General features: G+C 67.2%; 15 protein-coding genes. 9 read left to right on the top strand and 6 right to left on the bottom strand.

Going from position 1 to position 15,215, the window contains the following annotated elements:
* Positions 1-49 precede the first annotated feature (49 nt).
* Positions 50-1,207, top strand: coding sequence for a lytic polysaccharide monooxygenase (locus AC5P99_RS12465; RefSeq protein WP_495213205.1), 1,158 nt, complete (start codon positions 50-52; stop codon positions 1,205-1,207).
* A gap of 113 nt (positions 1,208-1,320) precedes the next feature.
* On the opposite strand, the gene AC5P99_RS12460 is transcribed toward AC5P99_RS12465, so the two are convergent.
* Positions 1,321-2,070: a ferredoxin--NADP reductase gene (locus tag AC5P99_RS12460; protein WP_495213204.1), complete on the bottom strand. Its 750-nt coding sequence runs from the start codon at positions 2,068-2,070 to the stop codon at positions 1,321-1,323.
* Between the two features lie 84 nt (positions 2,071-2,154).
* On the opposite strand from AC5P99_RS12460, the gene AC5P99_RS12455 reads away from it, so the two are divergent.
* The 5 genes from AC5P99_RS12455 to AC5P99_RS12435 all read left to right on the top strand — a co-directional run bounded on the left by AC5P99_RS12455 (position 2,155) and on the right by AC5P99_RS12435 (position 7,196).
* Complete coding sequence (locus tag AC5P99_RS12455) at positions 2,155-3,123, top strand: ABC transporter ATP-binding protein (RefSeq protein WP_005411567.1); 969 nt, start codon at positions 2,155-2,157, stop codon at positions 3,121-3,123.
* Positions 3,120-3,911 carry an ABC transporter permease gene (locus AC5P99_RS12450; RefSeq protein WP_005411568.1) on the top strand — a complete coding sequence of 264 codons (792 nt, stop codon included), beginning with the start codon at positions 3,120-3,122 and terminating at the stop codon, positions 3,909-3,911. The genes AC5P99_RS12455 and AC5P99_RS12450 overlap by 4 nt, the downstream gene beginning before the upstream one ends.
* 320 nt (positions 3,912-4,231) lie before the next feature.
* A complete protein-coding gene (locus tag AC5P99_RS12445) occupies positions 4,232-4,999 on the top strand; it encodes a hypothetical protein (protein ID WP_495213203.1) in 768 nt (255 codons plus the stop codon).
* A gap of 377 nt (positions 5,000-5,376) precedes the next feature.
* On the top strand, positions 5,377-6,315 hold the full coding sequence (gene panE, locus AC5P99_RS12440; protein WP_049451247.1) for a 2-dehydropantoate 2-reductase: 939 nt from the start codon (positions 5,377-5,379) through the stop codon (positions 6,313-6,315).
* A gap of 29 nt (positions 6,316-6,344) precedes the next feature.
* The gene (locus AC5P99_RS12435) at positions 6,345-7,196 is read left to right on the top strand and encodes an NAD-dependent epimerase/dehydratase family protein (protein WP_329757314.1); all 852 of its coding nucleotides are present in this window, start codon (positions 6,345-6,347) and stop codon (positions 7,194-7,196) included.
* 55 nt (positions 7,197-7,251) lie between these two features.
* On the opposite strand, the gene AC5P99_RS12430 is transcribed toward AC5P99_RS12435, so the two are convergent.
* Positions 7,252-8,049: a TatD family hydrolase gene (locus AC5P99_RS12430; protein WP_043034484.1), complete on the bottom strand. Its 798-nt coding sequence runs from the start codon at positions 8,047-8,049 to the stop codon at positions 7,252-7,254.
* 68 nt (positions 8,050-8,117) lie between these two features.
* Here AC5P99_RS12430 and hrpB point away from each other — a divergent pair, with 68 nt between their 5' ends.
* Both hrpB and AC5P99_RS12420 read left to right on the top strand, forming a co-directional pair.
* The gene (gene hrpB, locus AC5P99_RS12425; protein ID WP_495213202.1) at positions 8,118-10,622 is read left to right on the top strand and encodes an ATP-dependent helicase HrpB; all 2,505 of its coding nucleotides are present in this window, start codon (positions 8,118-8,120) and stop codon (positions 10,620-10,622) included.
* Between the two features lie 211 nt (positions 10,623-10,833).
* Positions 10,834-11,208 carry a hypothetical protein gene (locus tag AC5P99_RS12420; protein ID WP_149501393.1) on the top strand — a complete coding sequence of 125 codons (375 nt, stop codon included), beginning with the start codon at positions 10,834-10,836 and terminating at the stop codon, positions 11,206-11,208.
* A gap of 60 nt (positions 11,209-11,268) precedes the next feature.
* On the opposite strand, the gene AC5P99_RS12415 is transcribed toward AC5P99_RS12420, so the two are convergent.
* The 4 genes from AC5P99_RS12415 to AC5P99_RS12400 form a co-directional block, all read right to left on the bottom strand.
* Positions 11,269-11,808, bottom strand: coding sequence for a pseudouridine synthase (locus tag AC5P99_RS12415; RefSeq protein WP_049451241.1), 540 nt, complete (start codon positions 11,806-11,808; stop codon positions 11,269-11,271).
* A 146-nt stretch (positions 11,809-11,954) separates the two neighbouring features.
* Entirely contained in the window at positions 11,955-12,206 is a 252-nt protein-coding gene (locus tag AC5P99_RS12410) for a hypothetical protein (protein WP_227832973.1), read from the bottom strand.
* Positions 12,207-12,341: 135 nt separating this feature from the next.
* Positions 12,342-12,602, bottom strand: coding sequence for a hypothetical protein (locus tag AC5P99_RS12405; RefSeq protein WP_049451239.1), 261 nt, complete (start codon positions 12,600-12,602; stop codon positions 12,342-12,344).
* Positions 12,603-12,741: 139 nt separating this feature from the next.
* Positions 12,742-13,599: a class I SAM-dependent methyltransferase gene (locus tag AC5P99_RS12400; RefSeq protein WP_059035856.1), complete on the bottom strand. Its 858-nt coding sequence runs from the start codon at positions 13,597-13,599 to the stop codon at positions 12,742-12,744.
* A 169-nt stretch (positions 13,600-13,768) separates the two neighbouring features.
* On the opposite strand from AC5P99_RS12400, the gene AC5P99_RS12395 reads away from it, so the two are divergent.
* On the top strand, positions 13,769-14,725 hold the full coding sequence (locus AC5P99_RS12395) for an aldo/keto reductase (RefSeq protein ID WP_049397671.1): 957 nt from the start codon (positions 13,769-13,771) through the stop codon (positions 14,723-14,725).
* The last annotated feature ends 490 nt before the right edge of the window (positions 14,726-15,215 follow it).

The raw sequence follows: 15,215 nt of genomic DNA, 5'->3' as shown, positions 1-15,215 counted from the left end.
CATGGGAAGACTCCGCGAGGTTTCCAACACTTCGCAAAGGAGTTCCTGCATGCACCTGTCCCATCGGGCCGTCCTCGCACTGTCCGCCGTTGTCGGCCTGGCACTGTCCGGCAACGCCTTCGGCCACGGCACCCTGTCCAAGCCGCTCAGCCGCGTGAAGCAGTGCCACGAGGGCAATCCGGAGAATCCGACCAACCCGGCCTGCGCCGCCGCCAAGGCCATCGGCGGCGCCCAGCCGTTCTACGACTGGGCCGGTGTCAACCAGGCCAACGCCAACGGCAACCATCAAGCGGTGGTTCCAGATGGCGAGTTGTGCAGCGGCGGCAACAGCAAGTACCGCGGCCTCGATCTGAACCGCAGTGACTGGCCGACCTCGCCGATCCGCGCCGATTCGCGCGGGCGCTACACCTTCGAGTTCAAGGCACCGGCGCCGCATGCTACCCGCGAGTGGAAGTTCTACGTCACCCGCGACGGCTGGCAGCCGGGCAGCCCGCTGCGCTGGGCCGACCTGCAGGAATTCTGCACGCTGGGCAACGTGCCGGTCTCCGGCGACGTCTACAAGCTGGATTGCCCGCTGCCCAAGCGCAGCGGCCAGCACATCATCTACAACACCTGGCAGCGCTCGGATTCCGGTGAAGCGTTCTATACCTGCGCGGACGTGCGCTTCGAAGGCGGTGGCGGCGTTGAACCGCCGCCGCAGTGGCAGGACGCCGGCCCGGTCACCGCCCGCGGTGCGTTGGAAGAAGGCACCACCCTGACGCTGCGCGTGTTCAACGCCCAGGGCAATGATCTGGAGCGTCCGGAGATCACCCTGGCCGCAGGTCAGACCGCTGCGAACCAGTGGCCGCTGGCGCTGGCCCGCAAGATCAACGCTTCTGCCCAGCATGCCCGGGTGGGCATACTGCAGAACGGAATCATCACACCCATCGCCTCGGCCACCGAGAACCGCGTCTACCTGAAGCCGGGCCATCGCTTCCAGCTCGACACGCAGCTGCCGGATCCGGTCGATCCGCCGCCGGGCGACTATGACTTCGTGTATCCGGCCGGTATCGGCAGCTACACGCCGGGCGAAACCGTGGTCAAGGGCACCGACGGCAAGCTCTACGCCTGCCGACCGTTCCCGGAAGGTGCGTGGTGCAGCATCAACGCCGATGCCTATCGCCCGGGCACCGGTTTCGCCTGGCGCGATGCCTGGGTCGCGTACTGAGGCAGGGCACCGGGGGCGGCGTGGCGCCGCCTCCGGTTCTTGGAGTTGCAGGCCAGCGGCCGGCACTACCAGGGTTCGTGGGGCTGCCGGCCAGCGGCCGGCACTACCCTGACTTACTTGCTGCTGACGTACTTCTCGCGGCGGATCTGCGGGTTGCCCAGGCCGGCGGCCTTCAGCAGCTCGGCACAGGCATCGACCATGTCCGGGTTGCCGCACAGGTAAGCGATGTCGGTGGCCGGGTCCGGCGTGAAGCCGGCCAGCGCCTGCTGCACGTAGCCGTGCTGTACGTCCGGGTGCGGATCAGCCGGGAGTTCACGCGACAGGCACGGAACATAACGGAAGTTCGGGTGCTTTTCGGCGAAGCTGTAAAAATCTTCGCTGTACAGCAGTTCGCCCGGGCTGCGCGCGCCCTGCAACAGCACGATCTGCACACCGCGTTCGGCCATGGCCTTTTCCAGCAGCGGCAGCATCGAGCGGTACGGGGTAACGCCGGTACCGGTGGCGATCAGCAGGTAACGGGCGTTGTGGTCACCGGGATTCAGGCAGAACCGGCCATAGGGGCCGGACGCACTGATCTGGCCGCCCTGCTCCAGTGCCTCGAACAGGGCCGTGGCGGCGCCACCCGGCACGAAACTGACGGCGATATCCACCGCCTCGCCTGGGCCCAGCGCGTGGTCGTGGATGGTCGCCAGCGAGTAGCTGCGCTTGGTTTCGGTGCCGTCGGCGTAGCTCAAATGGACCTGGATGAACTGGCCGGGCTGGAAATCCAGCGGCTGCCCATCGTCACGCACGAACTGGTAGTGGCCGACGGTCGGGGCCAGCATGCGGCAGCCGACCAGCTTGAGGGGGAATTGAACAGGCACGACTTTTCGGGACAGTGTGTAGCCGGGGCAAGCCCTCGGGGTCTTCTATAATAGCCCCTCCCCGCCCCTCTCCAGCGCCAGCCCATGGGCGCGAAGGCTTCGAGCTTGGCATCCCAGAACGATACGGCGCCCGCCCTGCGCGTGCGCGACCTGCGCAAGACCTACGACAACGGCACCCAGGCCCTGAAGGGGGTTTCCCTGGAAGTGGCCCCGGGCGACTTCTTCGCCCTGCTCGGCCCCAATGGCGCCGGCAAGTCGACCCTGATCGGCATCATCAGCTCCCTGGTCAACCTCAGCGAGGGCCAGGTGGAAGTGTTCGGCAGCGACCTGGTGCGCAACCGCAGCGCCACCATGCGCCTGATCGGGCTGGTGCCCCAGGAAATCAACTTCAACCTGTTCGAGAAGCCCTTCGACATCCTGGTGAACTACGCCGGCTTCTATGGCGTACCGCGCGAGGAAGCCGAGCAGCGCGCCGAAGAGGAACTGAAGCGCGCGCACCTGTGGGAAAAGGCACAGGTGATGAGCCGCACGCTGTCCGGCGGCATGAAGCGCCGGCTGATGATCGCCCGCGCGATGATGACCCGCCCGCGCCTGCTGATCCTGGACGAGCCGACCGCCGGCGTGGACATCGAGATCCGCCGCGACATGTGGCGCGTGCTGAAGGAGATCAATGCCGCAGGCACCACGATCATCCTTACCACGCACTACCTGGAAGAAGCCGAGTACCTGTGCCGCCACCTGGCGATCATCAACCATGGCCAGATCGTCGAGCAGGGGCCGATGCGCACCCTGCTGGCCAAGCTGGACGTGGAGGGCTTCCTGCTGGACATCGACGGTGACCTGCCGGCACAGCTGCCGGTGATCGAAGGTGCGACGCTGACCGCGCCGGACCCGCACACGCTGGACATCGACATGCCGCGCGCAATGGACCTCAACCGCGTGTTCGCCACGCTCAACGAGGCCGGTATCCGCGTGCGTTCGATGCGTACCAAGAGCAACCGCCTGGAGGAGCTGTTCGTGCGCCTCACCGGCAACCTGGAGAAGCCTGCATGAGCACCACCGAGCTGACCGACGGCCAGCGCAACCGCATCGCGCTGATGACCATCGTGCGCCGCGAAGTCGCCCGCATCATGCGCATCTGGGGCCAGACCCTGGTGCCGCCGGCGATCACCATGACCCTGTACTTCCTGATCTTCGGCAACCTGATCGGGTCGCGCGTGGGTGACATGGGGGGCTACACCTACATGCAGTTCATCGTGCCGGGCCTGGTGATGATGAGCGTGATCCAGAACAGCTACGGCAACATCAGTTCCTCGTTCTTTGGCGCCAAGTTCGGCCGCCACGTGGAAGAACTGCTGGTCAGCCCGATGCCGAACTGGGTGATCCTGTGGGGCTACGTGGCCGGCGCCGTGCTGCGCGGCCTGATGGTGGGCGTGATCGTGCTGATCATCGCGATGTTCTTCACCCCGGTGCGCATCCCGCACCCGCTGGTGATGCTGACCACGGTGATCCTGGGCGCGACGATCTTCTCGCTGGCCGGCTTCATCAACGCGGTGTATGCGAAGAAGTTCGATGACGTGGCGATCGTGCCGACCTTCATCCTGACCCCGCTGACCTACCTGGGTGGCGTGTTCTATTCGGTGAAGCTGCTGCCGGGCTGGGCCGAAGCGGCCACGCACGCCAACCCGATCTTCTACATGGTCAACGCGTTCCGCTATGGCCTGCTGGGCAGCAGCGATGTACCGCTGCCGGTGGCCTACGGCCTGATGATCGGTTTCGTGGTGGTGCTGACGGCGTTGGCGCTGTGGCTGCTGCGTCGCGGCGTGGGCATGCGCAGCTGAGTTTTGCCTGCAGGGTCTGCGGCCCTGCACCTGCCGAATCAACTTCAACGGCAACGGCAAAAGCTGACTAGCCGGGGGATGGCGGGGGGTGGGTCCGGTTGCGGGGGACGCCGTAAACCCATCCTGGGGGGCTTGGCCGCGGCATCCATGCCGCGGACACCCCCGCAACCGGACCCACCCCGCCTTCGACAGATTGCCGCTGCTGTTGGTGGGTGTCGACCTTGGTCGACACGATGGATCCACGCCATGCGTGGATGGAGCGTTCACGGTAAGGCCGACGCCCGGATCTTTTCGTTCGGAATTGCGGCTAGGCTGTGGCGATGAAGATCACTTCCATTCCATTGGACAAGGCCGTTGTGGACGGCTCCATCGATGCCTTCAGCCATGCGTTGCTGGGCGATTCACCCACGCTGGATGAGGTGCTGGAATACCTGGCCTCGCGGCACGCGGCTGATCCCCGGTATCGCTACCTGTGCACGCTCGATGATGTCGGCCAATGCCGCTACACCAGCAGGCATGCGTCCGACGACGCGCGCATCGCGCTGTACGAGGACGAAGATCCGGAAACCCCCGAAGATGCATTGGCGGCACGCGAGCGGTTGCTGGCGCATGTGGTCGCGCAGCTCGAGCATTCCTCTCATCGGCTGGAATGGAGCGCGCTGGCGGGCACGCTGATGTGCAGCAACGAGGACGTCGAGGCGCTGGTCGCCGCCAATGCAACGCCGGACCTCATCGTCGACGAGGTGGTCTGCGTGCAGCAGGTGCCGGTGGACCGCGATGACCTGCTGATTGCCGCCCTGCCCAACGGTTACTTCAGCGCGGACTGGGACATCTTCCAGAATCACGCCCTGATCCGGCACCTGCAGGAGCACCATGGCTACCGCTTGTTCGGACTCGGCGCATCGTGGCTCGGCTTCCAGCGCGACAGCGCGCCGTCGCCTGCACAGGCAAATGCGTTGGTCGCGGACCTGCAGCGCGTCTACGCGGCCGGAACGCATGACACGTGGTCAAAACTGGCTGCAACCCTGGCCACCCGCACCACACTGCTGTTGGGCTACACCGAAGACTTCAGCGAACAACTGCCCTGAGCACCGCTCTACACGAGCGAGCGCAGCGAGCGACCCGCCTCCGCTCCTGATCTGTTTTCCGTGGTGGCCGCACCCGGAAACTGTCAGGGGTCGTGTGCGATGGGCTCGCGGGGGTATCCGCGCCATGGATGGCGCGGCTAAGCCCCCAGGGGTGAGGGCGCTTTGCTTGCGAAGCATTGCTTCGCAAGCGCCCGAACGCACAGCCGCCAGCGGCTGGGCCGGACCGCGGAGCGGGGTTCACGGCGTCCCCCGCGAACCCATCGCACACGACCCAGCTCATGAAACCAACTGCGCGAACCACCACGAGGGGCTCCGCCGTTGGCCGCAATCTCCGGCACAATCGCAGATCTGATTCTCCAGAAAGCGGTGAACGTGCAATGCGCATCCTGATCCTCGGCGCCGGCGGTACCGGCGGTTACTTCGGTGGTCGCCTGGCCCAGGCCGGCGTGGACGTGACCTTCCTCGTGCGCCCCGCGCGCGCCACACAGCTGGACCGCGATGGCCTGGTCATCCGCAGCCCGCTCGGCGATGCCAGCTTCCCGGTGCAGCACGTCACCGCCGATGCGCTGCCCGCATTGGCCGCGCAGAAGCCGTTCGATCTGGTCATCCTCAGCTGCAAGGCCTACGACCTCGACAGCTCGATCGACGCCATTGCTCCAGCCGTGGGCGCGAACACCACCGTGCTGCCGATCCTCAACGGCCTGCACCACTACAACGCGCTGGACCTGCGCTTCGGCCGCGAGGCGGTGCTGGGCGGCCTGTGCTTCATCAGCGCCACCAAGGCACCTGATGGCGCCGTGCTGCATCTGGGCAAGCCGGCCAAGCTCACCTTCGGCGAACGCGATGGCGGCGCGGCGTCCGCACGCGTACGTGCCTTCGCCGCCGCCTGCGCGCAGGCCCATCTTGATCACCTGGCCAGCGAACACATCGGCCAGGAACAGTGGATCAAGTACACCTTCCTGACCGCGCTGGCCGCCGCGACCTGCCTGCTGCGTGCGGATATCGGCACCATCGTCGCCACCGATGATGGCGAGGCGATCGTGCGCGGCCTGTACGACGAATGCCTGGCCGTGGCCGAAGCTGCCGGTGAGCCGATTCCCGATGCCGCGCAGGACACCGCGCGCGGCACCCTCACCCAGGCCGGCTCTGCATTGAAGGCATCGATGTTGCGGGACCTGGAGGCTGGCCAGCAGGTCGAGGCCGAGCAGATCGTCGGCGACATGCTGGCGCGTGCACGCAAGGCCGATCAGGAAGCCCTGTTGCTGCAGGTCGCCTACAGCAGCCTGCAGGCCTACCAAGCACTGCGCGGCGCGTGAGCCTCCCGTTGCAGGCCGGCGCGCTGCCTATGCGGGTGCTGATCCTCGGTATGGGCTGGAGCGGATGCGTGCTGGCCCCGCATCTGCAGGCGCCGGGCGTGCACGTCGTCGGCACGGTGCGTAACCCCTCGTCGGCGCCGGACGATGGCCTGCTGCGGCATCAGCTGCACGCTGACTCCCCACCGTCGCCCGCCCTGCTCGATGAGGTCGCGCAGGCCGAGGCCGTGCTGTGCAGCGTGCCGCCAGATGCCGCGGGCGACCCGGCACTGCGCCTGCTGCTGCCGGCTCTGCGGGCCAGCCCGGCACTGCGCTGGGTGGGCTATCTGTCGTCCACGTCGGTGTATGCCGATCGGGCCGGCGGCTGGGTTGACGAGCACAGCGCAGCCGATGCCACCGAAGCAGCCGGCGTGCAGCGCCTGCGTGCCGAAGCGCAATGGCGTGCGCTTGCAGAGGAACGTGGCATCGCTTCGGCGGTGTTCCGCCTGCCCGGCCTGTACGGGCCGGGGCGCAATGCGTTGCTGCAGCTGTCACAGGGCCGTGCCCGCCATGTGATTCGGCCGGGCCTGGCGTTCAACCGCCTGCACGTAGAGGATCTTGCGGCAGTGATCGTCGCGGCGATGCAGCGACCGGTTGCGCAGGGGATATACCTGCCCAGCGATGACGAGCCGGCCCCACCGCAGGATGTGCTGGCCTTCGCCGCGAAGCTGGGCGGGTTTGCGATGCCGCCTGCCGTGGCATGGGACGACCCTGCACTCAGCCCGACGCTACGGCGCTTCTACGAGAGCAACAAGCGCATCGACAGTCGTGGCACGCGTGAAGCGCTGGCGTGGCAGCCGCGCTTCCCCAGCTACCGTGAGGGCCTGCGCGACCTGCTCCGGTAGTGCCGGCCGCTGGCCGGCACCACGGTTGATTGCCGGCCAGCGACCGGCACTCCCATCAACCCGCGTCGGGCAGGCGGAAGAACGCACGCGTCGCCGCAGTCGCATTGGCCGCCGTCACTGCAACGTCCTCGCCACGGTCACGCGCCAGTTCTTCCACGATGTGCGAGAGGAACATCGGTTCGTTGCGGCGGTCCTTCGGCATCGGCTTCAGCGTGCGTGGCAGCAGGTAGGGCGCATCGGTCTCGATCATCAGGCGGTTGGCCGGGATGTTCTTCACCAGTTCGCGCAGGTGCGCGCCACGGCGCTCGTCGCACAGCCAGCCGGTGATGCCGATGTACCAGTCCTGGTCCAGGTAGTCGAACAGCTCGTCGCGTTCGCCGGTGAAGCAATGCACCACCGCCGGGCCTATGCGACCTTCGAAGTTCTTCATCTGTGCCATGAAATCGGCATGCGCGTCGCGCTGGTGCAGGAACAGCGGCTTGCCATTGTCCGCGGCCAGCTGCAACTGGCGCTCGAAGGCACGGTGCTGCGCCGGGCGCGGCGAGAAGTCACGGAAGTAGTCCAGCCCGCACTCGCCCACCGCCACCACTTCCGGGTGGTCATGCAGCGCGCGCATCTCGGCATCACATTCCTCGGTGTACTCCACCGCATGATGCGGGTGCACGCCGGCGGTGGCATACAGAAAGCCCGGGTGCTGCTGCGCCAGCTGCACGGCCAGCGGCGAGTGCTCGCGGCTGGCACCGGTGATGACCATCTGCACCACGCCGGCCTGCCGTGCGCGGTCCAGCACGGCATCGCGGTCGCGGTCGAAGGAGTCGTGGGTCAGGTTGGCGCCGATATCGATCAGGTGCATGGTCATCGCGGGGGAAAAAGTGCCCGCGCATTGTACCTGCGGCCGCCATGGCCCCTTATCCTTTGCCCATGAATGCCCCGCTCTTCCCGATTTCCCCGCTGCTGCCGCAGATCCAGCAGCACCTGGCCGTGCAGCCACGGCTGGTGCTGGAAGCCCCGCCCGGCGCCGGCAAGACCACCCAGGTACCACTGGCCCTGCTCGAAGCGCCATGGCTGCAAGGCCGGAAAATCATCCTGCTGGAGCCGCGCCGGGTCGCCGCACGCAGCGCCGCGCTGTTCATGGCACGGCAGCTGGGCGAAGAGGTCGGCGGCACGGTCGGCTACCGCATCCGCTTCGAGAACAAGGTCTCGGCACGCACCCGCATTGAAGTCGTCACCGAAGGCATCCTGACCCGCATGCTGCAGGACGACCCGATGCTGGAAGAGGTCGGTGCGATCCTGTTCGACGAATTCCACGAGCGCCATCTCAGCGGTGACCTCGGCCTGGCGCTGGCGCTGGACGTGCAGGCGCAGCTGCGCGATGACCTGCGCCTGGTAGTGATGTCGGCCACGCTGGATGGCGAGCGCCTGGCACGCTTCCTCGATGCGCCGCGGCTGAGCAGCGAGGGCCGCAGCTACCCGGTGACGGTCAGCCATTTCCCGGCGCGCCGCGATGAGACGCTGGAACTGCAGGTGCGCCGCGCGGTGCAGCAGGCCCTGGCCGATCACCCCGGTGACCTGCTGGTGTTCCTGCCCGGCCAGCGCGAGATCGCGCGGGTGCAGGCTGGCCTGCAGGAATCGCTGGATGCCGGCGTCGAAGTACTGGCCCTGCATGGTGAGCTGCCGGTGGAACAGCAGGCGCGCGTGCTGCAGGCCGCCAGCGATGGCCGCCGCCGCGTGGTGCTGGCCACCAACGTGGCCGAGTCGTCGGTGACCCTGCCCGGCGTGCGCGTGGTGATCGACAGCGGCCAGGCACGCGAACCGCGCTACGACCCCAACAGCGGCTTCACCCGGCTGGACGTGGTGTCCATCACCCAGGCGTCGGCCGACCAGCGCGCCGGTCGCGCCGGTCGCGTGGCCGAAGGCGTGGCCTGGCGGCTGTGGCCGCAGTCGCAGCGGTTGGAGCCGCAGCGCCGCGCCGAGATCGACCAGGTGGAACTGGCCGGACTGGCACTCGAACTGGCCGCCTGGGGCAGCAGCGACCTGCGCTTCCTCGATCCGCCACCTGCCGGCCCGATGGGCGCCGCCCGCGAACTGCTGCAGCGGTTGGGCGCATTGTCCAGCAGTGGTGCGATCACCGCACTCGGCCGCCGCATACTGGCGCTGGGTACGCACCCACGGATGGCGGCGATGCTGCTGGCCGCGCCCGATGCACGTTCGCAGGCACTGGCCGCCGATCTGGCCGCGCTGCTGGAAGCGCGCGATCCGCTGCGCCAGGGCGGTGACGCGCTGGCGAGCCGCTGGCGCGCACTGGCCGCGTTCCGCAATGGCCGCACACCGGGCGATGCCAACCGCAGCGGGCTGGCCGCCATCGATGCCGCCGCCAAGCAGTGGCGTCGCCGCCTGCGCTGCGAAGCCACGCCGCCGGCCAGCATCGAGGCCCATGAGCTGGGCGACCTGCTCGCTCACGCCTTCCCTGATCGGATCGGCTTCCAGCATCCCAGCGATCCACTGCGTTACCTGCTGGCCAATGGGCGCAGCGCGCGCCTGCACGAGCTGAGCGACCTGCGTGGCGAACCGTGGCTGGTGGCCCGCGAGCTTCGCTTTGAGGCACGCGATGCGCTGCTGCTGCGTGCCGCACCGGTGGACGAAGGCCAGCTGCGCAGGACGTGGCCGGAGCGCTTCGTCACCGAAGACGTGGTGCGCTGGGACAGCGAGCGCCGCGCCCTGGTGGCCCTGCGCGAGACCCGTTTCGACCGGATCGTGTTGGACAGCCGCTCGGCCGGCCGGGTCGATCCGCAGCACGCCGCGCAGGCGCTGACCGATGCGGTGGCCGAGCTCGGCCTGCAGGCGCTGCCGTGGACCGAAGGCCTGCGCCAGTGGCAGGCACGGGTGGAATCGCTGCGCCGCTGGATGCCCGAGCTCGGCCTGCCCGACTGCAGCGACGACGCCCTGCTGGCCAACCGTGCGCAGTGGCTGCAGCCCGCGTTCGCCGGCAAGACGCGACTGGATGCGCTGGACGAATCCAGCTTTGGCGAAGCGCTGAAATCGCCACTGGAGTGGTCACAACGGCAGCTGGTCGAGCGTCATGCGCCGACCCGCATTACCGTGCCGTCCGGACTGGAGCGGCCGATCACCTATGCGCTGGACAGCGAGAGCGGCGATCCGCTGCCGCCGGTGCTGGCGGTGAAGCTGCAGGAACTGTTCGGCCTGGCCGACACGCCGCGCATCGCCGATGGCCGCGTGCCGCTGACCCTGCACCTGCTCTCCCCCGGTGGCCGCCCGCTGCAGGTCACCCAGGACCTGCGCAACTTCTGGCAAAGCACCTACGCCGAAGTGAAAAAGGAGATGAAGGGCCGTTACCCGCGCCACCCATGGCCGGATGATCCGTGGACGGCGACGGCCACGCACCGGGTCAAGCCGCGCGGAACCTGAAGGGCGGGGTCGGATCCCATTGCATCGCGATGGGCTCTGACCCCAGGCGTGGCGCTGGGGTCAGAGCCGTTTCCCAACGGAAAGGGATCCGACCCACCCTGCCTGATCCTGAATGGCTACGCTAAAGTCACACCGCCTGCGTCCCCGACTGACATACCGTTTACGGGCAACACGCGACACTGGACTTCGACCCGAGGCAAAGGACCCCCGCATGAGCAAGCTGACTGTAATCACCGACCGCGCTCTGGAGCGCGCCCTGGAGCTGGCCCACACCGCCGGCGATGGCCTGAAGAGCGCTGGTGGCAGCCTGCGCAACGCGGACTGGATCAAGACCGGCGCCGCCCTCGGCGCAGTAAAGACCGGCGGCAAGGTCGCCACCAAGTTCGCCCGCCGCAACCCGGCCGTGACCATTGCCGCGGCTGCCGTCGGCGTCGGCCTGCTCGGCTATGCGCTGTACCGCAAGCAGCAGAAGAAGAAGGCTGCCAATGGCCACGTGGTGAATGGGCAGGCGCAGCGCATCAACGCACGCGACCGCCGCAACGGCACCGTGGTGGACGAGCACAGCGATATCGGCAGCGACGCCTGAGATCTTCGGCCACTGTCAGGGCCGGGGTCCTTCCGCAGGAAGGGCTCCGGCCTTTTCATTTCAGCCAATCTGCCGCCACTGCCCCGGCTGCAGGTCGTCCAGCCGGTAGGGTCCCATCGACACGCGGACCAGCCGCAGCGTCGGCAGGTTCACCGCCGCGGTCATCCGCCGCACCTGGCGGTTGCGCCCCTCGCGGATCGTGATCGCCAGCCAGCTGTCAGGCACGGTCTTGCGGAAGCGCACCGGCGGATGGCGTGTCCACAGCGACGGCGCCGGATCGAGGCGCTCGATCTTCGCCGGCAAGGTCGGCCCGTCATTCAGCTCCACCCCATCGCGCAGCCGTTGCAGCTGCTCATCGCTGGGCGTGCCTTCCACCTGCACCCAGTAGGTCTTGTCGGCCTTGTGCCTGGGGTCGGTCAGCTTGTGCGCCAGCGTACCGTTATCCGTCAGCAGCAGCAGGCCTTCGCTGTCATGGTCCAGGCGACCGGCGGCATACACGCGCGGCGGCAGGCCGAACCCGGCCAGCGTCGGCCGCGGCGGTACGCTGCGGTCGGTGAACTGGCAGAGCACGTTGAAGGGCTTGTTGAAGGCGATCAGCATTGCGGGCACGGCAGTCGGCGGGTGGGGCATTGTCCCATGCCGCGAAGTACAGGCGCCCCGGTGTTGTAGCACCACAGGGTGCCGGTCAGGACGGCCGGCATGGTCATGCCCGGCGGCTCTTTCCTGCGACCACGAACACGAAGGGCTCAGCCGAATACCTTCCACTGCAGCAGGAACGAACCCAGCACCAGCAAGAAACCGCATGCCGAAACGACATTGGCCCGGCGGCGCAGCGCCGCGGGGGGCGGGCAGGTCATGCGGGCCTGTTCGTCCAGCACGCCACCAAAGAACAGCACCGCAAAACCCGTCGCTCCCAGCAGGTCGTAAGCATGCCCACCGTGGAACACGAAGTCATACAGCCGCGGCAGCACCAGCACCGCGATGACGATGTACAGCACCTTCTTCAACGGTCCATGTCCTTGAATCCGATTGGGCTCCGGCACATGGCCGGACCGGGGGCCAGCCATACCTCGCGCTGCACGCGATGAGCGCAGGCTCGACGGCCCTTTCCCGCCGCGGCGATCACGGCGGGCTCAGCCGAAAACCTTCCATTCCAGCAGGAACGAACCCAGGACCAATGCGATGCCGCACGCGGCGATGACATTGGCCCGGCGCCGCAGGTCTGCCGCCGGCGGGTCGGCCTTGCGCGAACGTTCCTCCAGAAGGGCACCCGTAAACAGGACGGCAAACCCTACCGTCGCCATCAGATCGTGGGCATGACCACCGTAGAACACGAAATCGATCAACCGCCCCAGCACCAGCACCGCGACAGCGATGTAAAAAATCTTCTTCAACTATCCATGTCCTTGCATACGATCGAATTCCGGCGCATGGCCGGCCTTGGGACCAGCCATGCGCCGCGCTACGCGCGATGAGCCGAGCATGGGCTCGGCTCTACAGAGTCAGCATGCGCCAGCCCTGCCCCCCCCCCCTTTACGGCTTGATGAAGCGCAGGGTCATGCGGTCGCTTTCGCCGATCGCCTGGTACTTCGCATCATCGGCCTTGTCGTGCTGGTTGGTCGGCGGCAGCGTCCACACGCCGTTCGGGTGGTCCTTGGTGTCGCGCGGGTTGGCGTTGACCTCGCTGCGCGCGTCCAACCTGAAGCCGGCGGCCTCGGCCATCGCGATCACCTGCTGCTGGCCGACATAGCCGGTGTCATCCTCGTCGGCCACGTCGGCCTTGGCGCGATGTTCGACCACGCCCAGCACGCCGCCCGGCTTGAGCACGTTGAAGAAGCCCTGGAACATGCCCTGCGCCTGGCCGGCCTTGCGCCAGTTGTGCACGTTGCGGAAGGTCAGCACCACATCGGCTGAACCGGCCGGGCCGAACACCGGCTTGGCCGGATCGTAGGCGACCACGGCAGTCTTGCCGAACTGTGCCGGCGCACCGGCGTACTTCTTTTCCAGGCTGTCGCGGCTGCGCTGCTGGTAGTCACGGCCGCGGCCTTCGGGCACCGCCATCGGATCGACCACCGCAGCAACGTAGTGGCCCTTGTCGTGCAGCAGCGGCGCCAGGATCTCCGAGTACCAGCCGTTGCCGGGGGTGATCTCGATGACGGTCTTTTCCGGCGTCACTTTGAAGAACGACAGCGTCTGCGCCGGGTGGCGGAAGCCGTCGCGCTTGACGTTGTTGGCATCACGGGTGGGTGCCTTCACCGCCGCGTCGATGGCCGGCGACACCTGGATCTTCGCCGGCGCCACCGTGGCCGGTGCGGCGAACGCGGGAACAGCGGCAAACAGGGCCGAAGCAAGCAGCAGGCGGCAACCACGCAGGGACGAAGCAGGCATCATCGGAGCGACTCCAGCGGAAGATGCGGCGAGACTAGCAGCCGCGGCGTCCCAGGTGTTCACAAAACGTTAGCTGCGTGCGTATCGCGGAACACTGTTTTGTGGTCGCCGCCGCAGCACGGTCACACTACGCGTTTTATTCTGGAACACTTCCCCCAAGGAGTCCGTGCCCATGACGGCAACCCGCGAACTGGGCCGTTCCGGCCTGCATGTACGTCCGCTCGCCTTCGGTGGCAACGTGTTCGGCTGGAGCGCCGATGAGAAGGCCAGCTTCGCCCTGCTCGATGCCTTCGTCGACGCCGGCTTCAACCTGGTCGACACCGCCGATGTGTATTCGGCGTGGGTGCCGGGCAATGCCGGCGGCGAATCGGAAACGCTGATCGGCAAGTGGTTTGCCCGCAGCGGCAAGCGCGACAAGGTGGTGCTGGCGACCAAGGTGGCCAAGTGGGCCGAACGCCCCGGCCTGACCCCGGACAACATCAATGCGGCGGTCGAGGATTCGCTGCGCCGCCTGCAGACCGACGTGATCGATCTGTACCAGGCCCACGAGGATGACGAGTCGACGCCGCTGGAAGCGACCCTGGCTGCATTCGGCCGGTTGATCGAAGCTGGCAAGGTGCGTGCGATCGGTGCTTCCAACTACAGCGCCACGCGCCTGGCCGATGCGCTGAAGGTGTCCACCGACTACAAGCTGCCGCGTTACGAAACCCTGCAGCCGGAGTACAACCTGTATGACCGCGCCGGCTACGAAAAGGAACTGGAACCGCTGGTGCAGCGCGAACAGATCGGCGTGATCGGCTACTACGCGCTGGCCAGTGGCTTCCTCAGCGGCAAGTACCGCACGCCGGCCGATGCGGCCAAGAGCCCGGCGCGTGGCGAGAACGTGGTGAAGCGCTATCTGAATCCGCGTGGCCTGCGCATCCTGCAGGCACTGGATGACGTGGCCAGCAAGCACAACGCCAGTGCCGCGCAGATCGCGCTGGCATGGCAGATCGCACGGCCGTCGATCACCGCGCCGATCGTCAGCGCCACCAGCGTCGAGCAGCTGCACGATCTGCTGGCGGCGGCCAACGTGTCGCTGAGCGTGCACGATGTCGCGCAGCTGGATGCCGCCAGCGCGGAAGCGTGAGGGCCGGTAGTGCCGGCCGCTGGCCGGCATTGCACACATACTGCAGAAAATAATTGAACAAAATGGTTGCGCACGACTAAATCGTGGTTTATCGTGCGCACCTCGTTTCAACAACCACTGGAAACTTCCCTTGAACGCGCATTCCGTCGCCATCGCCAAACTGCTGCCATGCCTGCGCATGGACGGGCCGGCGCGCGCGTTCGGCAAGGAAGACCAGCTGACAACGGCCTGATACCCGCCCTGCGGAGATCGGCCACCCCGATCTCCGAGGCCTGACGACGCCCTCGGAACGCAAGTCCCGGGGGCGTTTTCGTTTGCGTCGACACAAGGACCCGCGATGCCAGAACTGCACCCCGCGCGGCGACCCGCCGCTCACTGACCCAGGCTTTTCCCACCCCGCCGAAGGATTTACTTCGCGCAACTGGCAGCGCCTGGACATTATCTGCATCGCACCCAAACATTATCGCTCGCGATAATGTCGTTGGCCTGC

This window comes from Stenotrophomonas sp. YJH_SMC_80 (genome assembly GCF_059372495.1).
The sequence above is the reverse complement of the archived record's forward strand: the minus strand, read 5'-3'. Positions and strand labels throughout refer to the sequence as shown.